The 23317-nt window shown below is 71.9% G+C and carries 20 protein-coding genes, 1 tRNA gene and 1 pseudogene; 12 read left to right on the top strand and 10 right to left on the bottom strand.

From position 1 onward, the window contains the following. Positions 1–26: 26 nt before the first annotated feature. The 4 genes from ACSNOC_RS12030 to ACSNOC_RS12015 all read left to right on the top strand — a co-directional run bounded on the left by ACSNOC_RS12030 (position 27) and on the right by ACSNOC_RS12015 (position 4077). Complete coding sequence (locus ACSNOC_RS12030) at positions 27–1301, top strand: hypothetical protein (protein ID WP_436747348.1); 1275 nt, start codon at positions 27–29, stop codon at positions 1299–1301. Positions 1302–1430: 129 nt separating this feature from the next. After that, on the top strand, positions 1431–1937 hold the full coding sequence (locus tag ACSNOC_RS12025) for a SigE family RNA polymerase sigma factor (RefSeq protein ID WP_436747347.1): 507 nt from the start codon (positions 1431–1433) through the stop codon (positions 1935–1937). A gap of 40 nt (positions 1938–1977) precedes the next feature. Further along, complete coding sequence (locus ACSNOC_RS12020; RefSeq protein WP_436747346.1) at positions 1978–3264, top strand: hypothetical protein; 1287 nt, start codon at positions 1978–1980, stop codon at positions 3262–3264. A gap of 300 nt (positions 3265–3564) precedes the next feature. Continuing rightward, positions 3565–4077 carry a peptidylprolyl isomerase gene (locus ACSNOC_RS12015; protein ID WP_436747363.1) on the top strand — a complete coding sequence of 171 codons (513 nt, stop codon included), beginning with the start codon at positions 3565–3567 and terminating at the stop codon, positions 4075–4077. Between the two features lie 46 nt (positions 4078–4123). On the opposite strand, the gene ACSNOC_RS12010 is transcribed toward ACSNOC_RS12015, so the two are convergent. Continuing rightward, entirely contained in the window at positions 4124–4474 is a 351-nt protein-coding gene (locus ACSNOC_RS12010) for a winged helix-turn-helix transcriptional regulator (protein ID WP_436747345.1), read from the bottom strand. 212 nt (positions 4475–4686) lie between these two features. On the opposite strand from ACSNOC_RS12010, the gene ACSNOC_RS12005 reads away from it, so the two are divergent. Continuing rightward, positions 4687–5595, top strand: coding sequence for an NAD(P)-dependent oxidoreductase (locus tag ACSNOC_RS12005; protein ID WP_436747344.1), 909 nt, complete (start codon positions 4687–4689; stop codon positions 5593–5595). 35 nt (positions 5596–5630) lie between these two features. Here ACSNOC_RS12005 and ACSNOC_RS12000 read toward each other — a convergent pair whose 3' ends face one another. From ACSNOC_RS12000 to ACSNOC_RS11985, 4 genes are all read right to left on the bottom strand, one after another. Then, positions 5631–6671, bottom strand: coding sequence for a hemolysin family protein (locus ACSNOC_RS12000; protein WP_436747343.1), 1041 nt, complete (start codon positions 6669–6671; stop codon positions 5631–5633). Further along, the gene (locus ACSNOC_RS11995; RefSeq protein ID WP_436747342.1) at positions 6668–8119 is read right to left on the bottom strand and encodes a hemolysin family protein; all 1452 of its coding nucleotides are present in this window, start codon (positions 8117–8119) and stop codon (positions 6668–6670) included. The genes ACSNOC_RS12000 and ACSNOC_RS11995 overlap by 4 nt, the downstream gene beginning before the upstream one ends. A 289-nt stretch (positions 8120–8408) precedes the next feature. Continuing rightward, a complete protein-coding gene (locus ACSNOC_RS11990; protein ID WP_436747341.1) occupies positions 8409–9911 on the bottom strand; it encodes an aminopeptidase P family protein in 1503 nt (500 codons plus the stop codon). Positions 9912–10057: 146 nt separating this feature from the next. After that, positions 10058–11461: a PP2C family protein-serine/threonine phosphatase gene (locus tag ACSNOC_RS11985; protein ID WP_436747340.1), complete on the bottom strand. Its 1404-nt coding sequence runs from the start codon at positions 11459–11461 to the stop codon at positions 10058–10060. Between the two features lie 384 nt (positions 11462–11845). Here ACSNOC_RS11985 and ACSNOC_RS11980 point away from each other — a divergent pair, with 384 nt between their 5' ends. Then, on the top strand, positions 11846–12535 hold the full coding sequence (locus ACSNOC_RS11980) for a bifunctional DNA primase/polymerase (protein WP_436747339.1): 690 nt from the start codon (positions 11846–11848) through the stop codon (positions 12533–12535). Positions 12536–12844: 309 nt separating this feature from the next. Here ACSNOC_RS11980 and ACSNOC_RS11975 read toward each other — a convergent pair whose 3' ends face one another. The 3 genes and pseudogenes from ACSNOC_RS11975 to ACSNOC_RS11965 form a co-directional block, all read right to left on the bottom strand. After that, a complete protein-coding gene (locus tag ACSNOC_RS11975) occupies positions 12845–13822 on the bottom strand; it encodes a DUF5926 family protein (RefSeq protein WP_436747338.1) in 978 nt (325 codons plus the stop codon). Between the two features lie 67 nt (positions 13823–13889). After that, positions 13890–14393, bottom strand: a pseudogene (locus ACSNOC_RS11970) (ATP-binding protein); the annotation flags it as partial. Between the two features lie 69 nt (positions 14394–14462). Continuing rightward, complete coding sequence (locus ACSNOC_RS11965; RefSeq protein ID WP_436747337.1) at positions 14463–15251, bottom strand: glycerophosphodiester phosphodiesterase; 789 nt, start codon at positions 15249–15251, stop codon at positions 14463–14465. Between ACSNOC_RS11965 and ACSNOC_RS11960 the strand changes: the two genes are divergently transcribed. From ACSNOC_RS11960 to ACSNOC_RS11950, 3 genes are all read left to right on the top strand, one after another. After that, a complete protein-coding gene (locus ACSNOC_RS11960) occupies positions 15220–16542 on the top strand; it encodes a S1C family serine protease (protein WP_436747336.1) in 1323 nt (440 codons plus the stop codon). The genes ACSNOC_RS11965 and ACSNOC_RS11960 overlap by 32 nt on opposite strands. A 45-nt stretch (positions 16543–16587) precedes the next feature. Continuing rightward, a tRNA-Ser gene (locus ACSNOC_RS11955) sits at positions 16588–16678 on the top strand. 596 nt (positions 16679–17274) lie between these two features. Further along, complete coding sequence (locus tag ACSNOC_RS11950; RefSeq protein ID WP_436747335.1) at positions 17275–18099, top strand: alpha/beta fold hydrolase; 825 nt, start codon at positions 17275–17277, stop codon at positions 18097–18099. A gap of 243 nt (positions 18100–18342) precedes the next feature. On the opposite strand, the gene ACSNOC_RS11945 is transcribed toward ACSNOC_RS11950, so the two are convergent. Continuing rightward, positions 18343–19221 (bottom strand): tyrosine-type recombinase/integrase, encoded by an 879-nt coding sequence (locus ACSNOC_RS11945; protein ID WP_436747334.1) that lies wholly within the window; start codon positions 19219–19221, stop codon positions 18343–18345. A 49-nt stretch (positions 19222–19270) separates the two neighbouring features. Between ACSNOC_RS11945 and ACSNOC_RS11940 the strand changes: the two genes are divergently transcribed. From ACSNOC_RS11940 to ACSNOC_RS11930, 3 genes are all read left to right on the top strand, one after another. Then, positions 19271–20632: a hypothetical protein gene (locus tag ACSNOC_RS11940; protein WP_436747333.1), complete on the top strand. Its 1362-nt coding sequence runs from the start codon at positions 19271–19273 to the stop codon at positions 20630–20632. A gap of 20 nt (positions 20633–20652) precedes the next feature. Continuing rightward, a complete protein-coding gene (locus ACSNOC_RS11935; protein ID WP_436747332.1) occupies positions 20653–21213 on the top strand; it encodes a GNAT family N-acetyltransferase in 561 nt (186 codons plus the stop codon). Positions 21214–21420: 207 nt separating this feature from the next. Beyond that, positions 21421–21870, top strand: a complete 450-nt coding sequence (locus ACSNOC_RS11930) for a hypothetical protein (protein WP_436747331.1) — start codon at positions 21421–21423, stop codon at positions 21868–21870. A gap of 30 nt (positions 21871–21900) precedes the next feature. On the opposite strand, the gene ACSNOC_RS11925 is transcribed toward ACSNOC_RS11930, so the two are convergent. After that, positions 21901–22671: a hypothetical protein gene (locus tag ACSNOC_RS11925; RefSeq protein ID WP_436747330.1), complete on the bottom strand. Its 771-nt coding sequence runs from the start codon at positions 22669–22671 to the stop codon at positions 21901–21903. Positions 22672–23317 lie beyond the last annotated feature (646 nt).

Genomic DNA, 23317 nt, shown 5'->3' with positions numbered 1-23317 from the left:
CCCGAGACCGATGGAGGGGAACGGGAATGACACACGGGGCAACGGCACGCAAGCCGCGCTGGAGCAGGCGCCTGGGGCTGTCCGCCGCGATCGCGACGATCGCCGCGGTGACCACGGCCGCAGCCGTCCAGCCGAGCTACGGGGCCGAGGCGGGGGAGGACGTTCCGCGGACCGGCGACGAGCTGATCGAGGCGCTGACCGCGCTGTTGCCGGAGGACGTGGAGATCACGGGATCGGAGGGCGAGGGGCTGGACGTCACCGCCGACCCGTACGCGTCGCTGCGGGTCGGGGACGGCTCGGGCGGGGCGTGGCTCGACCTGGGGATGTACCGGTGGGCCACGGACGACTGGCGGGCCGACTCGGGCTGCGCGGTGTGGGAGTCCCCGGAGGAGGACGGCGGCACCTGCGAGGAGACCGTGCTGCCCGACGGCTCCGTGCTGTCGCTCGTCACCTGGGAGTGGGACGAGGAGGGCATCCCCGAGGAGGGCGTCGAGCCCTGGTCGGGCCGGAGCTGGGACGTCTATCTGGAGGGTCCGGGCGGCTCCGGGCTGGAGGAGCCGGGTGGCCGTGCGGTCTCCCTGTCTCTCTCCAAGGACTTCACGGAGTCCGGTGACGCCGACGCCTACGTCCCGCCGGTCGACATCGACGAGCTGGCGGAGATAGTCCAGGAGCCGGTGTGGCAGGAGGTGCTGGACGCGGCCGACGAGCAGTACGGCCCGCCGGAGGACTGGTCGGAGGTGCCGAGCAGCGACATTCCGGCCGCCGAGCTGCGGGCGACCTTCCGCGACCTGGCGCCGGAGGGGCTGGACATCACCGACGGCGAGGACGACGAGCCGGGCTGGGCGTCGCTGACGATCGACGACGGGACCGGGCCGGCGCACATCGACATCACCGCCTGGGACGCCGGGTGGGGCACGGACGGCGCCGCCGCCGCGGCCGAGGAGGGCGACGGGAGCGCGCTCGTGGGCGAGGTGATCGTGGACGACGCGGCCATCGAGCTGGAGGCCGGGCTGTCGGGCGACCTCGCCGTGGAGGACTGGGCCCAGCCCCTGCCCACGGGCGAGGGTCCCGACTGCGACACCGAGGTGCTGGACGACGGCACCGAGGTCACCTCCTGCACCTGGCCGTCGACCGGCGAGGAGGACCCGGTGGCCCTGTGGTGGGCCGCGGTCTCCTACCCGGACGGCTCGTCGCTGGACATCACCCAGTCCGACGACACCGGTGACAACACGGCCCCGCTGAGCCTTGAGGAGCTGACCGAGATCGCCACCGCCGACGAGTGGCGGGCGCTCTTCGGCTGACGCCGGGGAAGGGGGGCCACCGGCCCGAGGGGGGAACGGGTGACCCGCTGGTGCAACATAAGTGCCCGGCTCGCGCATCAGTAGGAGTGCAGGGGCACGACAGGGCAGGCCGATCGCAAGGGGGAGCGGATGAGGAAGCGCGATCTGGAGGCGTTCCACGAGTTCGCCACGCGCCGAGGCTCCGCGCTGTACCGGTCGGCCTGCCTGCTCACCAGCGGGGACACCCACCTCGCCGAGGATCTCGTGCAGGAGACCCTCGGCCGCATGTACACCGTGTGGGGCAAGAAGCGGTGTATCGACAATCCGGCCGCCTATGCCCAGACCGTCCTGGTCCGGGTCTATCTGGCGCACCGCAGGCGCCGCAGCAGCGGCGAGTGCCCCGCGGTGCGCCTCCCCGAGCAGTTGGTCGAGCCCGGCGACTCGCCGCTGCGGATCACGCTGCTCCAGGCGCTGGCGGAGCTGCCGCGGCTGGACCGCGCCGTCCTGGTGCTCCGGTTCTGGGAGGACCTGAGCATCGAGCAGACCGCCGAGATCCTGCGCACCAGTTCCAGCGCGGTCCGCACCCGCAGCAGCAGGGCCCTGGGGAAGCTCCGCGCGCAGCTCGGTGACACGGGCTTCGCGGAGCTGACCGCGTGAGCCGCGGACCGGGACAGAGCCGAGGAGGGAGGACCCAGCCATGACGAACGACGACCTGACGGATCTTGAGCGGGAGTTCGGCGCGATGCTGCGCCGGACCGGGAATGGCTTCCAGCACGACGCCCAGCACCTGGTGGAGGGCGGCATGCGGCGGGGCCGGGCGCGTCTGTGGCGGCGCCGGGCCGGGGTCCTCGGCGGCGCCGTCTCGGCGGCGGCCGTCGCCGTGGCCGCCGTCTGTCTCCCCGGCCTGGGCGGGGACTCGCAGGTGACCGCGGCGCCGCCGGAGACCGGGCAGGACATGATCGAGACCCTGACGGCCATGCTGCCGGACTCGTTCAGCGTCAGCGAGGTGCAGGGCGCCGCCGGTCCCGCGACCACCCCCGACCCGCATGTGGCGCTCGTCGTCGACAGCCAGTCGAGCGGCAGCTTCACGATCGAGCTGGAGCTGACGCGCTGGCAGACGGGCGACTGGCGCGCCGACGCGGGCTGCTCGACGTGGGACACCGAGGGGGGCATCGCCTGCGGCGAGACCGAGCTGGCCGACGGCTCCCTGCTCGTGTCGCGCTCCATGGAATTCACCGAGGACGGCATGCCGGTGGAGGACTCCGCCGCCGGGGGGCCCGTGGCCGACCGGTCCTGGGGGGTCGGGCTGGCGGCGCCGAGCGGCCCGGAGGCGGCGGCCGAGGGCTTCCGGTCGGTGAGCGTGACGGTCTCCCGAAGCGCCACCGAGGACTCCTCGGACGTCCCGGACGAGCCGCCGGTCGATCTCTCCCTGCTGGAGGAGATCATCCAGGACCCGGTGTGGCAGCGGGTGCTCGACCAGGTCGACACGGAGTACGAGGCGCCGGAGGCGTTCGCCGGGTGGACCAGCTCCGTGGAGTCGGCCGAGCTGGTGGCGATGTTCCGGGACCTGGCGCCGTCCGGGCTGGAGATCAGGGAGACCGGCGACTCCTACCCCGGCTCCGCCGGGATCGAGGTCAGCGACGGGCGGAGCACGGCCGGGATCAGCATCAATGTGTACGAGCCGGGCTCGTTCTCCGAGGCGGACGTCCCCGGAGCCGACGCGGTGGGCGGCTCCGGGGACGGTGCCGTCGACGACAGCGACTGCGAGACGGCCGCCACCCTGCCCGACGGGACCACGGTCCTCCAGTGCCCCCAGGACGCCGGATCGTGGATGATCGACGTCTATTACCCGGACGGCTCGTCGCTGGACATCACCCAGTCCGCGGAGCTTTCCGGGGAGGCCGAGGAGAACGACGCCCCGCTGAGCCTGGAGGAGCTGACGGAGATCGGCTCCGCCCCGGAGTGGCGCACGCTCTTCGGCTGATCCGCGCCCTTTCCACCGAATGTGTGAGCGGGCGGGGGAGGCGTCCGCGAGCTGCTGTGGTGCATGATGTGCCTGCGCTCGCTCTCCACGTACGCGTATTCGGAAGGCTTCGACATGATCCGCTCCTCTCGGCGTCTCGCGACGGCACTTCTGTGCGCCGGCCTGTTCACGCTGACCGCCTGCGGTTCGGACGACGGTGACGGCGCCGCCACCGACGACGCCGGCGCCTCCAAGACGACCCCGACTCCGGAGGGCCCCGCCGCCGAGCAGCCGGGCGGTTCGCAGGCCGAGCCGTCCGCCGTGGAGGTCCCGGACGTCACCAGCGCCACCCTCCACACCAGCGAGGGCGACATCGCGCTCACCCTCTTCCCCGAGCAGGCTCCGCTCACCGTGACGAACTTCGCGGGCCTCGCCGACGGGTCCATCCAGTGGTCCGGCCAGGAGGACGGCGAGCCGCTGTACGACGGCACGATCTTCCACCGGGTCATCGACGGCTTCATGATCCAGGGCGGCGACCCGGAGGGCACCGGCATGGGCGGCCCGGGGTACCAGTTCCAGGACGAGTTCGACCCGGAGCTGACGTTCGACGAGCCGTACCTGCTCGCCATGGCCAACTCCGGCCCGGACACGAACGGTTCGCAGTTCTTCATCACCGTCGCGCCCACCCCGCACCTCGACCAGATGCACACCATCTTCGGCGAGGTCGCCGACGAGGAGAGCCGGGCCGTCGTGGACGCCATCGCGGCCACCGAGACCGACGGGCAGGACCGCCCGGTCGAGGACGTCGTCATCGAGTCCATCACCGTCGAGTGACCACCGGTCTGCCCGGTCTGCCCGGCTGACCCGCGCGCGACGCCGGTCAGCCGGGCTGCCGTTCGCGCAGCGCCTCGATGCGCTCCATGTGCTGGTGCCCCCAGCTGCTCAGCGGCTTCAGCGCCTCGTTGAGCGAGACGCCGAACGTCGTCAGGGAGTACTCCACGCGCGGCGGCACCTCCCGGTACACCTCGCGGTGCACGATCTCGTCCGCCTCCAGCTCCCTCAGCTGCTGGATCAGCACCTTCTCGCTCACCCCGGGGACCATCCTCCGCAGCTCACCGAACCGCCGCGTCCCGTCGTGCAGCGCCCACAGGATCAGCGCCTTCCACTTCCCGCCGACCACGTCGATGGCCGCGTCGATGCCGCAGCTGTAGGAACGCTTCGTGTTCGTCATGCCGACCACCCGCCGCTCGTGCTCTCGTTACTGACCTCTAAGTAGGTACCTGACAAAATAGTGGGTACTTGCCGCCTGTCCAGCCGTGGACGAGCCTTGATCCCGTCAACGCGAGGACCTCGCACAGGACTTCGCGACACACGACTTCGGGACTCCGAGACTTCGGGACTTCGGGACTTGGGGACCCCTCCGGACAAGGACAGGGACGAACCATGACGGACAGCAGGACCCGGCAGGAGCGGGCAGCCGACCCGGTGACCGTGCTCGGCCTCGGCGCGATGGGCACCGCGCTGGCCGGCGCGCTCCTGGCCGGCGGCCACGACGTCACCGTGTGGAACCGCACCGCAGCCAGGGCCGAGCCGCTGGTGGCCCGCGGCGCCCGCGCCGCCGCCACCGTCGAGGAGGCCGTCACCGCCTCCCCGCTGGTCATCGTCTGCGTGCTCGACGACGACGCCGTGCACCAGACGCTCGGCCCGGTCACCCCCGCCCTCGCGGACCGCGCCCTGGTCAACCTCACCAACGGCACCCCCGCGCAGGCCCGCGCCACCTCCGCCTGGGCCACCGGCCACGGCGCCCACTACGTCGACGGCGGCATCATGGCCATCCCGCCCATGATCGGCCACCCCGGCGCGACCGTGCTCTACAGCGGCGACCAGGCCGCGTTCGCCACCCACCGCGAGACGCTGGAGCGCTTCGGCGCCGCCACCTTCCTCGGCACCGATCCCGGCGCGGCGGCGCTCCACGACCTGGCGCTCCTCAGCGGCATGTACGGCATGCTCGGCGGGTTCCTCCACGCCGTGGCGATGGTCGGCACCGAGGGCGGCAAGGCGGCGGAGTTCACCTCGGCCCTGCTCATCCCCTGGCTGAACACGATGATGACGGCCCTGCCCGAGTACGCCCGCCAGATCGACGCGGGCGAGACCGGCGGCCACGACTCCAACCTCGCCATGCAATCCGTCGGCTACGTCAACCTCATCGAGGGCAGCCGCGCCCAGGGCCTGCGCACCGATTTGATCGAGCCCATGCGGAACCTGATCGACCGCGCCGTCGCCGAGGGCAAGGGCGGCGAGGACCTCCAGGGCCTGGTCCCCCTGATCACCGCCGGTCCCCCCGCTGCCTGAGACCCGCCCGCCTGAGACCCGGCCGCCCCGGCCCCCTACCCCTGGGCCGCCGCGCCCCGGGCGGGCTGCGGGCCCATCAGCCGCACCAGCAGGTCGTCCAGGCTGATCAGCCCGGTCACCCGCCCGTCGGCGCCCCGCACCACCGCGAGCGACGCCCGCCGCTGCCGGAGCTGCTCCACCGCGAACGCCACCGTGTCGTCCGCCGTCAGCTCCGGCACCGGCCGGGCCAGCTCCCGCGCGGTCACCCGCCGCCCCGCCGTCCGCGCCACGACGGCGTCCCTGGCGTGGACCGAGCCCACCACCCGCGCGCCGTCCCGCACCAGCAGCCGCGTGTGGTCGCTGGCCGCCGCCGCGGCCAGGATCACGTCGGCGCCCGCGTCCGCCGGCACCGACACGATGCGGTCGGCGGGCACCTGAATGGCCCCCACCGGCGACTGCGGCTCGGTCAGCGAACGCGTGATCAGCCCCGAGTCCGCCTCGCTGATCAGCCCCAGCCGCTGCGACTCCGCGACCAGGTGCGTGAGCTGCTCCCGGTCGTGCACGGACGTCAGCTCCTCGCGCGGCGTGACCCGGCACAGCCGGACCAGCCCGTTGCTGATCTTGTTCAGCGCCCAGATCAGCGGCCTGACCGTCCGCACCAGCGCGCGGAACGGCGGCGCCAGCAGCATCGCCGACCGCTCGGGGTGCGAGATCGCCCACGACTTCGGCGCCATCTCCCCGACCACCATGTGCAGGAAGACCACCACGGTCATGGCGACGACGAACGCGATCCCGTACGACAGCCCGCCCGGCAGCCCCGCCGCGTGCAGCAGCGGATCCACCTGGTGCGCTATCGCCGGCTCGGAGATGCTGCCCAGGCCCAGGGTGCAGGCGGTGATGCCCAGTTGGGAACCGGCGAGCATCAGCGACAGCTCGCGCATCCCGGACAGCGCCGCCCGCGCCCCGCGCCGCCCCTCGGCCTGCGCCTGCTCCATCCGGTGGTGCTTGGCGGCGACCAGCGCGAACTCGGCCGCGACGAAGAAGCCGCTGCCGACCAGCAGCGCCGCCGTCACCAGGACGGCCGTCTGGGGGCTCACGAGGGCTGCCCCTCACGCTCGCGGACCCGCACCGGCTCGGTGACCACCACCGGCCGCCGCGCCGCACCCCCGGTCTCCGCGCGGGTCTCCGCCCGGGACTCCCGGCCGGCCCCTGCCCCGGCGCCGGTCTCCGGCCCGGCCTCCGTCACCCGCTCCAGCCGCACCCGCGCGGGCACCCGCCGGTCCAGCGCCAGCACCTCCACCCGGGCGAACGAGCCGTCCGCCAGCTCCACCACGATCCGGTCCCCGGCCGCCGGGAACCGCCCGCACTGGTCGATCACCAGACCGGCCACGGTCTCGAACGCGTCGCTCTCCGGCAGCGGAACGCCGGTGGCCTCCGCCACCTCGTCCACGCGGCGGCTGGCGTCCACCACCCAGCCCTCGCCGTCGCGCTCCGCCGTCGTCTCCACGAGGTCGCTCTCGTCGGCGATCTCCCCGACCAACTCCTCCGCGATGTCCTCCAGGGTGACGATCCCCGCCAGCCCGCCGTACTCGTCGAGCACCACGGCGAACTCCTCGGCCGCCGCCTGCATCTGCTCCACCGCGCCCGGCAGCGGCAGCGTGTCCGGCAGCAGCAGCGCCCGCCGGGCCAGCGCCCCCGCCGCGCGGCGGGCGATGCGCTCCGGGCTCATCCGCATCAGCTCGCGCACGCCGACGATGCCCACGATGTCGTCGATCCGGTCCCCGACCACCAGGTAGTGCGAATGCCCGTGCGCGCCGATCAGCGCCACGACCTCGGCCGCCGGCGCCGACGCCCGCACCGAGATCACGTCGACCCGGGGCACCATGACCTCGGCCAGCGTCCGTTCCGAGAAGCCGAGCGCGTGGTCCAGCAGCGTCGCCGTCGCGTGCGGCAGGCGGCCGTGCTCGTGCGACTCGTCGATGAGGTGGCCCAGCTCCTCCAGCGTCGCGCCGTGGTGCAACTCCTCGACGGGCTCGATGCCGACGCGGCGCAGCAGCCGGTTCGCCGAGGCGTCGAAGACCCGGACCAGCGGCCCGGCGACCTTCAGGTACAGCAGCGTGGAAGCGGCCAGCGACTTCGCCAGCCGCTCGGGCACGGCGAGCGCCAGGTTCTTGGGGCCCAGCTCGCCCAGCACCATCTGGATGCCGGTGGCCAGCGCGAACGCCAGGACCAGGGCCGCGCCGGGAACGGCGCCGTCCGGCACGCCCATCCCGCTCAGCGCCGGGTCTATCAGCGCGGCCAGCGCCGGCTCCGCCAGGAAACCGACGATCAGGCCCGTCAGGGTGATGCCCAGCTGCGCGCCCGACAGCATGAACGACAGCCGCTCCTGCACCTTCATGGCGCGGGCGGCCCGGCGGTCACCGGCCGCCGCGTCCCGTCCGAGGGCCAGCCGGTCGGCGGCGACGAACGCGAACTCCTGGGCGACGAAATAGCCCGTGCCCGCCGTGAGGATCAGGACGGCGAGCAGGCCGAGTGCGGCACTCAACTGACACCACCTCGCCGTGTGCCGCGGCACTCCGAGTGCTGGCGAGGTGGTCCGGGACTATGCCCGTCAGGGTCCGTCGACTGGGCGGACACGGGGTCTCCTTCCGAAAGAAGCTGAGACGGTCAACGTGTCTGATCTTGTCCGTGTTCCCAGGCTGTACCCGAAATCGTCCCCGCGACACCTGACCGTCAGCCGGGGCCGCCCCCCGCTCACCCGCCCGGGCAGGAAGGGCGGCCGGGCCCGCGGCGCACGGGGGCCCGCGGCACGTGGGGTCAGCCGCGCACGGGGGTCAGCCGCGCACGCCCAGCTCCGCCATCCACGCCTCCACGTCCTCGGACCGGCGCGGCAGCGCGGCCGACAGGTTCCGGTTGCCGTCCTCGGTCACCAGGATGTCGTCCTCGATCCTGACCCCGATCCCCCGGTACTCCTCCGGCACGGTCAGGTCGTCCGGCTGGAAGTACAGACCCGGCTCCACCGTCAGGCACATGCCGGGCTCCAGCGTTCCGTCCACGTACGTCTCGCGCCGCGCCGCCGCGCAGTCGTGGACGTCCATGCCGAGCATGTGGCCCGTGCCGTGCAGGGTCCAGCGCCGCTGGAGCCCCAGCTCCAGCACCCGCTCCACCGGCCCCTCCAGCAGGCCCCACTCGACCAGCCTCTCGGTGAGCACCCGCTGCGCCGCCTCGTGGAAGTCCCGGTACTTCGCGCCCGGCTTCACCGCCGCGATCCCGGCCTCCTGCGCGTCGTACACCGCGTCGTAGATCCGCCGCTGCAGCGCGCTGAACCGGCCGCTGATGGGGAGCGTGCGCGTGACGTCGGCGGTGTACAGCTCGGTGGTCTCCACACCCGCGTCCAGCAGCAGCAGGTCGCCGGGCCGCACCGGGCCGTCGTTGCGCACCCAGTGCAGGGTGGTGGCGTGCGGTCCGGCGGCGCAGATCGAGCCGTAGCCGACGTTGTTGCCCTCGACGCGGGCGCGCAGGAAGAACGTCCCCTCGATGTACCGCTCCGAGGTGGCCACCGCCTTGTCCAGCACGCGGACCACGTCCTCGAAGCCGCGCGCCGTCGACGCGCAGGCGCGGGTCAGCTCGGCGATCTCGAAGTCGTCCTTGATCAGCCGCATTTCGGAGAGGAAGACCCGCAGCTCCTCGTCGCGCTCGGCGGTGATCTTGTCGGTCAGCGCGGCCTCGACCGTCGCGTCGTGCGTGCGGACGACCCGGACCGGCCCGCGCGCCTCCTTCAGCAGGTCGGGAACGGTCCGCACGTCCTTGACGGGCAGGCCGTAGAGCCGCTCGGCCTCGGTCAGGCTGTTGCGCCGCCCGACCCACAGCTCGCCGTGGCCGCTCAGCCAGAACTCGCCGGACTCGCGGTCGGAGCGCGGCAGCAGGTACAGCGTGGCCTCGTGGCCGCTCTCGCCGGTGGGCTCCAGGATCAGCACGCCGTTCTCGGTCTGGTCGCCCGTCAGGTACGCGTACTCCACGGCGGCGCGGAACGGGTAGTCCGTGTCGTTGGACCGGGTCTTGAGCCGGCCGGCCGGGACCACCAGGCGTTCGCCGGGGAAACGGGCGGACAACTCGGCGCGGCGGCGGGCGGTGTGCGCGGCCTGCGGGATGGGCGCGAGGTCGTGCCGCTCGGTGTCGGCCCAGCCGTGCTTCATGTTCTCGGCGAGCTCGTCGGACACCTGCGGGGCGACGCCGTTCTTGCGCTCCTCGCGCTCGGCCGGTCCCTCCGCGGTCTCCTGCGCGCCCCCGGTGTCCCGCGTCTCCGCCGACACTTCCGCCCGCTGCTCTTCGGCCACCTCGCGCCTCCTCGCATGCTCACCGGCTCGGCCGGTCGGGAACCGGCCCTTCCATCGTAGGTGCGAGGCCACGCCCGGCACAGCGCCTCGTCGCCGCGCGCGGAGCCGTCGTCCGCGGGCCGTTTCGTCCGCGGGCGCCCCGGGGTTCACACGAAACGGGCGGCCAGCAGCACGACGTCCTCGGCGCTGTCCGCGCTGGCGGGCGCGTCGATGTCGGGCAGCACGGTGTGCAGGATGTGGTCGACGAGCGCCTCGGGGTCGGCCCGGTCGGCGGGGGTCGTGCTGAGCGCGGCGTCCCTGAGGCGGGTGAAGGCGAGATCCAGCGGCTGGCCGGTGCGGTGGAGCAGACCGTCGCTGTAGAGCAGGACCGTTTCTCCCTGGTCGACCCGCACCTGGACGCTGGGCGCCTCCCAGCACGCCAGCATGTTCAGCGGCGCGGACAGCGCCGTCTCGGCGAAGTCCACCCGGCCCGCGCCGATCACCAGCGGCGGCGGATGCCCGGCCGAGGCCAGCACGATGCGGCGGGCGGCGGGCTCGGCGTAGCCGAACACGGCGGTGGCCGGGCGGCCGGGCTCGGTCAGCCGCAGCAGCAGCTCCAGGTCGGAGAGGACGGCGACCGGGTCCTCGCCCTCCATCACCGCGTACGCCCGCAGTCCCGCGCGCAGCCGCCCCATCGCGGCCAGCGCCGTCGGCCCGGCGTCGAGCGTGCCGCCGACGGCCAGCCCGAGAGCACTGTCGGGCAGGGCGAGCGCGTCGTAGAAGTCGCCGCCGCCGCGCGGCCCGGTGTGGTGCCGGACGGCGAGCGCGACGCCCGGCAGGAACGGCAGTCGGCCCGGCAGCAGCCCCTCGTGCACGGCGCGCACGGCCGACGTCGCGCGGGACAGTTCCAGCCGGTTGGCGATGTGCTGGGCGGCCTGCCGCAGGTAGAGGGCGAGCAGGTGGCGCTGGCGCGCGTCGGGCTGTCCAGGCTTGTCGTACAGCCACACCGCCGCGCCCAGCGGGCCTGGGGCCTCGGCGGTGAGCGGGACGGCGTAGCTGGCGGCGAAGCCGAGCCGGGCCGCGACCTCGCGGTGCCGGGGGTGGACCGCGTCCTCGCGGGCGATGTCGCGGTGCACGACCTCGGCCGGCTCGCCGCGCGCGTCGCGCGGCACTTCCAGGCCGCTGGGCACGGTCTCCAGGTGGCCGAGGTCGGCGCGGCCGAGGCCCAGTCCCGCCAGCCGCTCCGGGCCGAGGCCGTCGGCGGGCCGCAGCGAGACCAGGCCTCGGCGGGCGCCGACGAGCCCGGCGCCGGCGCGCAGCGTCTCGTCCAGCGCGTCGGTGAGGGTGCGGGTGCGGCCGAGCCGCTCGCTGAGGGCGTGCAGCGTGGTGAGGTCGGACATCCAGGAGGCGAGCTGGTCCTGTGTGCCGCCCGGCAGCCGGGCGGCCGGACGGTTGCCGGGCGGCAGTCCGCGCGGCCCGGCGCGGTCGTCGTCGACGGGCGCGGCAGTCTGCGGCACCGTGGCGAAAGCCTGGTGGATTCCGGCCACTTTCGGCGGGGGCGAGGTACTCATGTGCGAGGCGAACCCCCTTGTGACGTGCCCCGCGATCGAATCTTCCACAGGTATGGGTGCGCGGGCGGATGTCCAGTATTGTCCTGCCGTGATGGATGATGCCCAGGTGATCGGTGCGTTCCCGGTCCGACAGGCCGGGCCTGGGCGAGTTTGGCGGAAAAGAGGCGCAGGACCACCGGGCACGCGATCGACTGGACATTCCCGGCGGCGGATCGAGCCGGGCGGGCTGGGTACATATCGGAACGGATCGTCGAATCCTGACGAACGGACCGATGGCGGCCAGGCCCTGTGCGCCCGCCGCTCCTCGCTAGCGCGACCCGCTACATACGGTGATCTGAGTTCCACGTGGTGTGACTGACCCGCGAAGGAAGGGAACGAGCGCCGATGCGCGAGATCCTCGGAGAGCGACGACGCAAGAACGGTAAGGGTGACGGCAAGGGCGGCGATCGGGCCAGGGCGGTGCGCGGCGCCGCGCTGACGTTCGCCCGGCAGTACCGGTGGCCCGTTCTGCCGGGCGCCGAGACGCGCGCGGACGGCCGCTGCGGCTGCTCGCGGGCGGACTGCGCGGTACCGGGGGCCCATCCCTCGGACCCGGGCCTGCTGGCCGCGACCACGGACGTGCGGATGGTGAGCTGGTGGTGGGCGCAGCGGCCACGGGCGCCGATCATCCTGGCCACGGGCGGGCGGGCGCCGTGCGCGCTCAGCCTGCCCGCCGCGGCCGGGCCGGGCGCGCTGGCCGAGCTGGACCGCGCGGGCGTCCGCACCGGTCCGGTGGTGGCGGCGCCGACCCGGTGGGTGCTGCTGGTCCAGCCGTACGAGCTGCCCGAGCTGGGCGAGCTGCTGCACGTGCGGGACCGGGTGCCCAGCTCCCTGCGCTTCCACGGGGTGGGCGGGTACGTGCCGCTGCCGCCCTCGCGGACGGCCGCCGGTGCGGTGGGCTGGGCGCGGGAGCCGGAGACGGAGCGGCGCGGCGCGCGGCGCGCGGTGGCGCTGCCGCGGGCGGCGGAGCTGCTCGACGTGCTGGTGGAGGCGGGGCTCAGCGCCCCTGACCAGGGCAGCAGGCTGTCCTACTGACCGTCCGGCCGGGCCCGGCGGGTCCCGTCGGCGACCGCCGCCCGGATGCGGACATGGACGGACCCGATCGCTGGCGACGGGGGATGCACCAGCGACCGGGCCCACCTCAGAAGGTAACAACTCATCGCGGATTCGCAAATCCCGTGTGACGGCCCGAGGGCCTGATCTGGCGTCAGACAGGGGGAGTTGTGACCGGAATCACTTCTTCCACTACCCCCGCCCGGGTGGCGCGCGCCCGGGTGGCGCCGCCCCGGCCGGGCCGGATCGCGCGGCCCGGGTCCGGCGGGCGTCCGCCCGGGTGGCGTCGGGTCAGTTGAGCGTGATCTGCCGGTTGGTGAGCCCGCTGCGCGCGCGGCGCTCGTCGGCCGTCAGCGGCGTGGTGGCGGCCAGCGCCTCGGCCAGCCGCTCGCCGAAGGCGGCGGCGGGCTTCTCGCACTCGTCGGCGCCCATGGCGGTCGGCAGGTCCCACACCGGGACGGTCAGCCCGTGCGCCCGGAACGAGCCCACCAGCCGGGTCCCCTCGCCCAGACCGGCGGCGCCCGCGGCGTGCAGCCGGGCCAGCGCGTCGAGCAGGGCGTCCTCGGGGTGCGGCATGACCCAGCGCAGGTGGTTCTTCTCGGGGGTCCGGCACCAGTAGGCGGCCGTCACGCCGGTGAGGCGGGCGGTCGGGGTGACGGCGGCGTTGGCCCGTTCCAGCGAGGCGGTCACCTCGGGCGTCGCCTGCTGGGCGTCGTCCAGCCAGAAGTCGAAGCCGTCGTGGATCTCCGGCTCGAACGGCGCGTCCAGGTCGAGGAGATCCTGCAGGCGCGGCCCGTCCGGCGCGGTGCGTCCGGCCGCGACCGGGCTGCCGGGCGCCGCCGTCAGCGCGCGCGTGAGCACGTCGGCCAGGTCCCGGCTGAGGTCGCCGGTGGCCGTGTCGTTCTGCAGGGCGAGCAGCACGGCGCCGTCGTCGCGGCGCAGCGCGGGCCAGGCCATGGGCAGCACGGTGCCCAGCGTCAGCGAGGGAACGTCCTCGGGCAGCCCGTCCCGCAGGGCCAGCCGGACCGTCGCGGCCGGCACCAGCTCGCGCAGCGCCACCCAGTCGCACTCGGCGGGCAGGCCCTCGAACGGGCGGCGGACCAGCTCCGTCGCCGCCTGGGCGGCGGCACGCCCGTGACACGCCTTGTAGCGGCGGCCCGAACCGCACGGGCAGGGCTCCCTGGCACCGACCACCGGGATCTCGCCGTCGGCGGGACGCGCCGCGGCCGGGGCGCTGGTCGGGGTACGAAGGCGGCGCTTTTTGGCCATAGTGGGCGGATCTCCTGCGTGCGTAAGGCGGTACAGATGTGCGGCGAGCCTAACCGCCCTGCCCGCCGAGCACCGCCCATACGGTCACCGCTCCGGTGGCCTCCGTTTCGCGCACGCCCCACGCCCGGGCCAGCGTCGTGATGATGGTCAGCCCGCGTCCGCCGCGGGCGGTCACGGAGGGCGACGACGGGCGTGGCCGCGTCGGGCCGCCACCGTCCGTCACCGCGATCGTGACCGATCCATCACCGTCCTGACTCCACGCGGCGCGGATCTCCTGGCTTTCGTCCAGGGGCCGCGCGTGACGGCACGAATTACTGAGCAACTCGGAAAGAATCAATACTGCGTCATCGATAAGCGATTCTCGCGTACCGTTTTCACGCAATTCCGCTCGCAATCGCCGCCTCGCCATGCCCACGCCTGACGGGCCGTGGGGCACCGACATGGACGACGACGTCGGTACCTGTTGTGTGACCACCAACGCCACCCCCGAGACCTCCTTTGCCCCACGCCATGGGATTGGTGCCCTTCGCGCACACACCGGAAACCGGCCGTGCCGGATCCGTTGACGCAGTCGTAATGATCGGATACGAAGCGAATGCGCCGGGGCACACCCGGTGAGAATTTCCCCGTGATTCAGGGGTCAGGCGAGTTCTGAGAGCTGATCACGGACCGTACGCGGACGGTTCGTGATCACCGCGTCCACACCGAGCCGCGCGCACAGCTCCACGTCCGCCGGGTCGTCCACGGTCCACACGTGCACCTCGTGCCCCGCCCGGTGCGCGCGGGCCACGTACTCAGGGTCACGGCGCAGGATGCGGATGCCGGGCCCGGCGATGCCGTTGCCCGGCGGCAGCCGTCCCGAGCGGTGGCGCGGCAGCAGGAACTGCATCAGGAACACCGTCGGCACGCCGGGCGCGGCCAGATGAACGCGGCGCAGCGAGCGCGCCGAGAAACTCATGACCCGCACCTGGCCCGGCAGCGGGTGGCGTTCCAGCAGCGTCACCAGCCGCTCCTCCACCTGACCGGCCCAGCGGGTGGGGTGTTTGGTCTCGATCGCCAGGTCCACCGGGCGGCCGGCGTCCGCGACGAGCCGCAGCAGCCGTTCCAGCGTGAGCACGGTGGTGCGTTCGGGATCGGCCGAGTCGGGGGTCTCCGTCCGGTCGGCGGGCGCCTTCCAGGAGCCGAAGTCCAGCTCGGCGAGCTGCGCCAGCTCCATGGCGGACACGGCGCCGCGCCCGTTGGAGGTGCGGTTGACGCGGCGGTCGTGCACGCAGACCAGATGCCCGTCCGCGGTGAGCCGGACGTCGCACTCCAGGCCGTCCGCGCCGTCCTCGATCGCCTTGCGGTAGGCGGCCAGGCTGTGCTCCGGGGCGTCCTCGGAGGCGCCGCGGTGCGCGATGACCCGTATGGGCTTGCGGTCGGCAGTCACCGCGACATGGTGCCACGCGGGTTTATGTCCGTCTGACAGATCATGGGAAAGACTGCCCGCATATTTCTGTCGTGCACCTGAGGAGAGCGTTGTGAGCACCGAGAACGAAGGCGCCGGCAAGCCGGAGGAGCCGGCCGCCGTCCCACCGCCGGCCGCACCTCCCCTTCCGCCGCCGCCGAAGAAGCGGCGCGGTGGGCTGCTGGTGGGCGTCGTCGCGGCCACGCTCATCGCGGGCGGCATCGGCGGCGGGGTCGGCTACCTGGTGGCGGACGGCGACGACAGCGATGCCTCCTCCACGATCAGCTCCGACACCGACCCGGACACGGCGGCCCGCCCGCCGGAGTCGGTGGCCGGGATAGCGGAGGCGGCCCTCCCCAGCGTCGTGACCATCGAGGCCGGCAGCGGCGCCGAGGCGGGCACCGGCACCGGCTTCGTCTACGACGAGGAGGGCCACATCATGACGAACAACCACGTGGTCGCAGCCGCCGCGGGCGGCGGCACCCTGACCGCCACCTTCTCCGACGGCGAGAGCTACGAGGCGGAGGTCGTGGGCCGCGCCGAGGGGTACGACGTGGCGGTGATCCGGCTCGTCGACGTCGGCGACCGGAGTCTGGAGCCCCTCCCCCTGGGGAACTCGGACGAGACCGTCGTCGGCGACGCGACGATCGCGATCGGCGCCCCGTTCGGCCTCTCCGGCACGGTCACCACCGGCATCATCAGCGCGAAGGACCGCCCGGTCGCCTCCAGCGACGGCCAGGGCGGCAGCTCCTCCTACATGAACGCGCTCCAGACCGACGCCTCGATCAACCCCGGGAACTCCGGCGGCCCCCTGCTCAACGCGGACGGCGCCGTCATCGGGGTGAACTCCGCGATCCAGTCCACCTCCAACGGCATGGGCGAGGCCGGCAGCATCGGCCTGGGCTTCGCGATCCCGATCAACCAGGCGCAGCGCGTCGCCGAGGACCTGATCGAGACCGGCCAGCCGATCTACCCGATCATCGGCGCCTCGGTCGAATCGGGCGGCACCACCACGACGGAGGGCGCGCGGATCGCGGAATCGGGCCCCGACGGCGGCGACGCGGTCACCCCCGGCGGCCCCGCCGACGAGGCCGGCCTCCGGCCGGGCGACACGATCACCCGCTTCGGCGACCGCCTGATCGACAGCGGCCCGACCCTGATCAGCCAGATCTGGACCTACGAACCGGGCGACAGGGTGGAGATCACCTACGTCCGCGACGGCGAGGAACACACGACAACGATCACCCTCGGCGAACGCGCCGGCGACCAGTAACCCACCCGCTAGGCTGTCCGGGTGCGCGCCACGCACCGCGCACCCGGAGGTGTGCCCGAGCGGCCGAAGGGAACGGTCTTGAAAACCGTCGTGAGGTAACCCCTCACCGTGGGTTCAAATCCCACCGCCTCCGCCACAACGGGCGCTGCCCGTAAAGACGCAGGTGAGAAGGGGTGTCCCAGAATCGGGACACCCCTTCTCGTCACTCGCTGTATCGGCGCGTCTCAGTCGATCCCAGCGTGATCCGGCCTCTGTGGGCCATCTGTGGGCCAGGCATTTCGGGCAAAGGCCTCAATCGTTGACCGTCTTGGTGCCCTACGGAGCGGCTGAGGCGCGGGTGATCCGGCTTCCCGGTCGGTGAGAAGCCGACGGTCAGGCGAGTCAGTGCCACGAGGCTTTGCGCAGCGCGAGCAGTGGTTGAGAGGGGCACTCGGCGCTGGGGGAGTTCGGCCGTACCAACGAGTCGGCGAGCGGCCGGCCAGGGCGATGGCGGTGGCGGTGTTGATCAGCCAGTGCGGGCCCGACCATGGTGTGCGGCCCCTCGACGCAAGGGGCCGGGAGCCGTGACAGCAGGTCCGGGCCCTCCAAGGTGCAGCGCTGTGTTGGCCCCGCAACTCTGGCCGGCTACGCCTCGGGCCTGTCTGGCGGATCATCCGGTCTGGCCGAGGGCCCGCTGCTCCGGCTGCGGAAATCGGGTGGACCGGTCCGGGAGGGCCGTGGGACGGTCCCGGCATGCCCAGCGCGATCGAGTGGTCAGATTCCTCCGGGTCCTTGGTGTCGTTCGAGTCCTTCGACGGGACCGTCATCAGGTGTCGGCGGATCGGTTCCGGGCCGCCGGTCGTCATGGTCCACGGCTCCGGCGGTGGGTTGCACTCCTGGCGGCCGGTGGCCGAACGGCTCGCTGACCGGTTCGAGCTGTGGTTGCCGGTCCGGCGCGGGTACGCCCCGAGCGGGCCGGGGCGATCGCCGAAGCGTTTCGCCGACGAGGTGGGGGATGTCGGAGCGCTGATCGACGGGATTGGCCGTCCCGTGTACCTGGTTGGCATGTCCTACGGCGCCACCGTGGCCCTGCATGCCGCGGCGGCCGGGCTGCCGGTCCGCTCCCTGGTCCTGTGGGAGCCTCCGCTGTACGCGGCGGGCGAGGAACTGGCGCCTGTGCTGGCCGAGTTCCAGGAACTGACTGCGAGTGCTGACCGGCGGCGGGCCGACCGGTTGCTGGCGGAGAAGGTGGCCCGTGTCCCGGGCGCGCTGCTGGACCTCATGGACGCGGGCGAGCCGGCCGACGATGAGGCCGCCGACGCGCCCGGGTGGTGCCGTGACCTCGAATCGATGGCCGCTGACACGGTGGATGCGGAGCGCTGGTCCGCCGTCACCCTTCCGACGCTGCTGATGCGGGGGGCAGACACCTGGCAGCCGATGCCGGCAACCCTCGACCGGCTCGCGGCCACGCTGCCCGACGTCACGCTCACAACGTTCCCCGGCCAGACGCACTTCGCGCCGTCGGTGGTTCCCGAAGCGGTGGCGGCGGAGATTGCCCGCTTTCTGTCGCGCCATTGACGCGTCCAGGTGCTCATCCTCGGCGCGAAGAGGACTCGATCCTCGCCGTCTGCATGAGCCGGACCCGCGTCGTGGACGGCCGTTCGCCGATCACGTCAGGGCTGAGCCACAGGCTGCGGCCCGTGCTCTGGGGCTCGCACCTGCCCGGAGGACACGCGGCAGCGCATCGGGAACGGCCCCGACAGCCTTGGCCATCCGCGTCGTGCGCATTGCACGGCTGTCGAGCGGAGTCGTCCTGCGGCGTCAGGCTGAGAGCGCCTTGTCGATGAGCTGGTTGGCCAGCTCCTGCATGCCGTACAGGATCTTCGCGTAGAAGCGGTAGAGCACGGCGACGCTGTGGCCCGCCCGGCGGGCGACCTCGGCCGGGTCGACGCCTGCTTTGATCCAGCAGGACACCGCGGCATGGCGCAGGGAGTAGGGAACGTCGGCCAGTGGGCTGGCGGCCTCGGCCGGCGTCAGGACCTTCCGCCGGGCCGCGTTCCAGATCTTGCAGTACTCGGTGGAACGCACGCGGCCGCCTCGGACTGCCCAGAACAGTCGGCCGTCGTCGGCCGTGCCGTACGTGCGGAGGTGTTCGCGGAGAACGCGGACCAGGACCGGCGGGATGGGTACGGAGCGTGTCGCGCGGCGGGCGCGTCGTTTCAGTCCGCGCTTCTCGTAGGGCTTGCCGTCGTCGGTGAAGCCGGAGCCGACTTCCGGACGGCTTTCCTCAAGGAGAAGTTCTCCCCATTGGTCTGTGGATTCCGGGGTATCCGGTGGAAGACGGCAGTCGGTGATCTTGAGTGATGCAGCCTCGGCGGGGCGGAGCGCTGCATAGTAGAGGCAGTAGAAGAAGGCCCACAAGTGCTCGCCGCGGGGTCCTTCATCCTTGACGGCGTTGATGAGCCTGCGCGCGAGCGGCGGGTCGGGGACGTAGCGGAAGTCGATCTCGTCGTCCGTCTCCGGGGCCGCCCAGTCGATCCGGGGCAGGGGATTCTTGGACAGATAGCCCTTGCCCTCAACGGCGAACCGGAGGGCGTTGTTGAGGACGGCCCGCTTCCGTTTCACCGTGTTCTCCGCGGCACGCTTGCCGTCCTGCCTCTGGAACAGGGCCTCCAGGGCAGGGCGGATCGCTTCGGGCATAACCGTCTCGTCGTGACGGCGCACTGGCACGCTCAGGGAAGGAGCAACGATGGCGAAGCTTCTCCGCGTCCTGTCCGATCGGCGGGGCTGGAACACCTACCCCGCGTTCGCGGCCGCGTACGAAAAAGCTGCGCGTGAGCTCGCGTCGAAGACGGGGGAGAGCGCCTTGAGGACTCTCGCGGTCTCGGAGAGCACGTTCGAGCGCTGGTACGGAGGCAAGGTGCAGCCTCAGCAGCAGGCCCGCCGAGTTCTCGCGCAGATGTTCGGCGTGCCCTTCGCGGACCTGTTGGCCGAGGCACAGGAGGATTCAGGTCCTCCGGCTGCCGCAAGGCTTGCGTCCGCTATGCCCTTCACCGACAGCCGCCGCGTCGAACCTGACGCGGACAATGAGAGATTGGGGAGGCTGGCTGTTATGGCCGCACGCCGCGCGCTCGATTTCGCCCTGGGGGCGGAGCACAACGAGGTGGGTCCGGAGACACTCGGGTACCTGCACGAAGAAGTTCGGCGGATCGCCGCGGTTTATGTCCGCGTGCCGCTCTCCGAAATCATGGATGACCTGGCACAGGTCCAGGATCGCACTTTCCGCATCATCGAAAGTGGCCGGGCAAAGCCTGCCCAGCTCCGTGATCTGTACCTGTTGGCCGCGCTGGAATCCGGCATGCTGGCGAAAGCCGCTCACGACCTCGGTGATCCGCGATCGGCCATGGCTCAAGCCCGCACGGCGGCCATCTGCGCCCAGCCGGCCGACCACCGTGGGATGTCTCTGTGGGTGCAGGGCCTCAAATCCCTGATCTCCTACTGGGCGGACCGACCCGAGGACGCGTTGCACTACGCCCGGATGGGCTCTGCGGCGACCGGCGACGCCCGGGGAAGTGTCACCGTGTGGCTGGCGGGCCTGGAAGCCCGCGCAGCAGGCTCCTTGGGGGACGGCCGCGCTGTGCTGCGGGCCAATCGTCGTGCCAGTCAGCTGCGCGAGAGCGTCACGCCGGACGACCTGGACGAGATCGGCGGTCTCTTCCTCTTTCCCGGTATTCGGCAGAGCTACTACGAGGTGGAAGCGCGCGTGCTGCTCGGGGAGGTGGACCGCCCGCTGCTGGACCGCGCTCTGGAAACCGTGGAGGGCCACCAGGACACCGACACCCCGTACTGGGCGTTCGGCGACGCGGCAGGTGCCCGGTCCCATCTGGCGCTTGCGCGTTTGCACACCGGCGATCTGGACGGCGCGGCCGAAGCCGTGCACCCCGTTCTCGACCTGGCCCCCAACCAGCGCAACGCCGGCATCGTCGGCTCCGTGCAGCGGGTGCGGACCTCGCTGATGCGGCGTCCCCTCAGCGACGCGGCCCTCGCGCGAGAACTGCGGGAAGAGATCGCTGTCTTCGGCAGTCAAGCCGCGCTAGCGCTCCCGCGCTGAGGACCGGATAGGGTTCCGGCGTGCACCCGGTCGCGCGCCACGGCAGTCGCCTCCGCCTCCGCGAACTGACCCTTGATGACGTCGACGCCGTCCACGCCATCTACGGCAGTGCGCAGGCCACCGAGCACCTGAGCTTCACCCCCCGCTCGCGACAGGAGGCCGGGGACATCGTGGCGCGCGGCATCGCCTCGGCCACGGCTCAGCCCCGCCAGGAGTACGCCCTCGCCGTCACGTTGCGCGAGGACGACAGCGCACTGATCGGATTTGCCCGCCTGGCCACCGACCCGCACCAGCAGCAGGCCGCCACCATCGGGTTCGCCCTGCACCCCGATGTCTGGGGCGTCGGCTACGGACGGGAAACCGTGCGTATGCTCCAGGCGCTCGCCTTCACCGACCTCGGTCTGCACCGGCTGTGGGCCGCACGTTCGCCCCTGAACGCCGCTTCGGCGAAGACCCTCCTCGCCACCGGCATGACCGAGGAAGGCCGCATCCGCGGCCACGTCCACGTACGGGGCGCGTGGCGCGATTCCATCGTGCACGCGATCCTGCGCGAGGAATGGCCAGGAGACGCCAAATTCTGACAGCACGCCCTCCCGGAAGGGGGCCTGGCATGCACACGAAGCACTGGCCATCGCTGTCTACTGGAGATGGTCGCGGAACGCGTCCGGCACTGCCGCACTCGGCCTGACGCGTGCCCCGACAGTTCTCACCCGATGTGAGGGATGTGTTCCGCGCCCCTATTTCGCGGCACCGTCGGATACACCCTCTCCTTGCGCCGACTTGGCTGTATGAAAGAGAAGGTGTGGCAGTGTCATCGATTTTTCCGCTTCACCGAATCTATTTGTGTGGCGGGGACCATTCCGGGAGTTGGTGATATGGCTCTGCTGGTCAAAGATGAGTGGGAAAATCGAGACGATGTGGCGGCGAAAAGCGGCAACGGGTTCCCGCATTTCGAGTTCTCGAAAGAGCGCGTAACGCGTGGAGGGGAGATCCCTTCGGGCCAAGCTGCTTCGGATGCGGCGGGTGTTTGCCTGGGCGTGGTCGGCGGAGGTTTTCTGGTGCTTCCGCTCGCCACGGATTGCGCACCGACAGATGTCCGACCCACCTTCGAGCGACTCGTTGCCGAAGAGACGACCCCGGGAACGATCGACGCCGCACGCTGGCTGATGCCGAACCTGTCACGTGCGCTGATCGTGGAGGTACTCGGGTTGGGGGCCGGCCACGTCGACGGGCCATGAGCAGCGCGAACGCTACCTGCTGGCCGAGGTTCACTTCGGGAGGCTCCTGCCCTCCACCTGGTGGAGATGTTCGATCATGGACAGGATGGCCCGTCGGCTCCTCTCGGACAGCCCGGCAGCTCCTACAGCGATGTCGCGTACTGTCTCCGTCCCGAGCGCCTCAAGGACGGTCGGCCGGTCGAGGACGGCTGCGGCGATGTTCAGACGGTCGCTGTTCAGGCCAAGGGCGAGCCGAATGATTCCGCATACCTTCTCGTCCTGCAGCGCCTTCATCAGATCAAGGTCATCGAGGGCATCCCGGAGTTCCTCTTGCTGCCCAGCGCTGAGCGCGGCCAGCCGCAGAGCGGTGTCGCGTGCCTCGTCGTTCCCGAGGCCGTCCAGTTGCCGCAACCTGCCGAGCAGGCCCTGGATCACGGGCAGATCGGCGGAGGTGTCCGTCACGCCCACCAGCTTGATACTGCGCACCCCTCGTTGTTTGAGTGCCTGCAGCAACTCAAGTTCTGACTCCAGCTGCTCGAAGTCGGCGTCCTCGTCCGTGAGGTAGGCGACGGGAACCTTGAAGTAGCGTGCCACGGCCTGAAGATGGTGCAGCTTCGGATTCGTCGTCCGCCCCGTCGCGAGCTCCCAGAAGTACGGACCGGAGATACTGACGCCGGTCTCCTTGGAGACTTGGCGTGCGGTCATATCGTATGACGGTGGCTGCTCGCCGTTGGGCGTCTTGATCTCACGCAGCCATTGCAACTTTTCCGCGAGGGTGCGCCGCTTCCTCGCTGTACGTCGCTCAGTCGTGTCAGGCGTCACCGGGTCTGTCCTCCTTCCCTGAAGCGGTCACTTATCGCGCCCACAAGGGACCCGACGGTGACAGGCTGACCCTACGCCTCCGTGCGACCGTCCCGGTCCGGGGGCAACGGGAGCGCCCCGGTATTACGTAAGGGCTCGCACATGTGAACTGTCGCTTCAGTTTCTCCGTGAGAGCCCCACCGGTGGCGGGTGCGTGGCCGCCCGGGGGGGTATCGCCGCACGTTCCTCCACCTGCGGACGCGAGCCTCGTTGTGGTGGCCCGTGAGGAATCACTCGCGGCACCGCTCGTCCTGCGGATCGCGGTCGGCGCCTCGCTGTTGTGCTTCTTCCTGTGCGACCGCGTTCGGGCTCCTCATCAACGTGCCTGCCCCATCGTGGGAAGCGGACGTCCGCTCGATCCGTCCCCGCCTCTGGGCCGAGCACTGGTTCAAAGACGGGCACTTGGTGACGCTGGCCATCGTCATCGTCCAGCTCAGGGTGCTTCAGGGGCTGTCTGCGAGTCTTCGCGGTCGAAGTGCGGTACCTGCGGCTTGCGTTCCTGAGCGAGCTCGCCGGTATCACCCTGCTGGCCGCCTCGGCCTTCGCGCTGCTCACGCTGCTCTGACCACTCACGACCGAGAAACCTTCGCCGCCCCTTCCCCTCCCC

Source organism: Streptomyces sp. URMC 129 (assembly GCF_051386415.1).
Lineage (GTDB): Bacteria > Actinomycetota > Actinomycetes > Streptomycetales > Streptomycetaceae > Streptomyces.
This window is presented reverse-complemented; position numbering and strand designations above follow the sequence as displayed.

What these genes read in the sequence shown, in the direction of transcription:
- ACSNOC_RS12030 (WP_436747348.1), top strand. Translation starts at nt 27, where the DNA reads ATGACACACGGGGCAACGGCACGCAAGCCGCGCTGGAGCAGGCGCCTG.
- ACSNOC_RS12025 (WP_436747347.1), top strand. Translation starts at nt 1,431, where the DNA reads ATGAGGAAGCGCGATCTGGAGGCGTTCCACGAGTTCGCCACGCGCCGA.
- ACSNOC_RS12020 (WP_436747346.1), top strand. Translation starts at nt 1,978, where the DNA reads ATGACGAACGACGACCTGACGGATCTTGAGCGGGAGTTCGGCGCGATG.
- ACSNOC_RS12010 (WP_436747345.1), bottom strand. Translation starts at nt 4,474, where the DNA reads ATGACGAACACGAAGCGTTCCTACAGCTGCGGCATCGACGCGGCCATC.
- ACSNOC_RS12005 (WP_436747344.1), top strand. Translation starts at nt 4,687, where the DNA reads ATGACGGACAGCAGGACCCGGCAGGAGCGGGCAGCCGACCCGGTGACC.
- ACSNOC_RS11985 (WP_436747340.1), bottom strand. Translation starts at nt 11,461, where the DNA reads ATGAGTACCTCGCCCCCGCCGAAAGTGGCCGGAATCCACCAGGCTTTC.
- ACSNOC_RS11980 (WP_436747339.1), top strand. Translation starts at nt 11,846, where the DNA reads ATGCGCGAGATCCTCGGAGAGCGACGACGCAAGAACGGTAAGGGTGAC.
- ACSNOC_RS11975 (WP_436747338.1), bottom strand. Translation starts at nt 13,822, where the DNA reads ATGGCCAAAAAGCGCCGCCTTCGTACCCCGACCAGCGCCCCGGCCGCG.
- ACSNOC_RS11960 (WP_436747336.1), top strand. Translation starts at nt 15,220, where the DNA reads ATGACCCGTATGGGCTTGCGGTCGGCAGTCACCGCGACATGGTGCCAC.
- ACSNOC_RS11950 (WP_436747335.1), top strand. Translation starts at nt 17,275, where the DNA reads ATGCCCAGCGCGATCGAGTGGTCAGATTCCTCCGGGTCCTTGGTGTCG.
- ACSNOC_RS11945 (WP_436747334.1), bottom strand. Translation starts at nt 19,221, where the DNA reads ATGCCCGAAGCGATCCGCCCTGCCCTGGAGGCCCTGTTCCAGAGGCAG.
- ACSNOC_RS11940 (WP_436747333.1), top strand. Translation starts at nt 19,271, where the DNA reads ATGGCGAAGCTTCTCCGCGTCCTGTCCGATCGGCGGGGCTGGAACACC.
- ACSNOC_RS11930 (WP_436747331.1), top strand. Translation starts at nt 21,421, where the DNA reads ATGAAAGAGAAGGTGTGGCAGTGTCATCGATTTTTCCGCTTCACCGAA.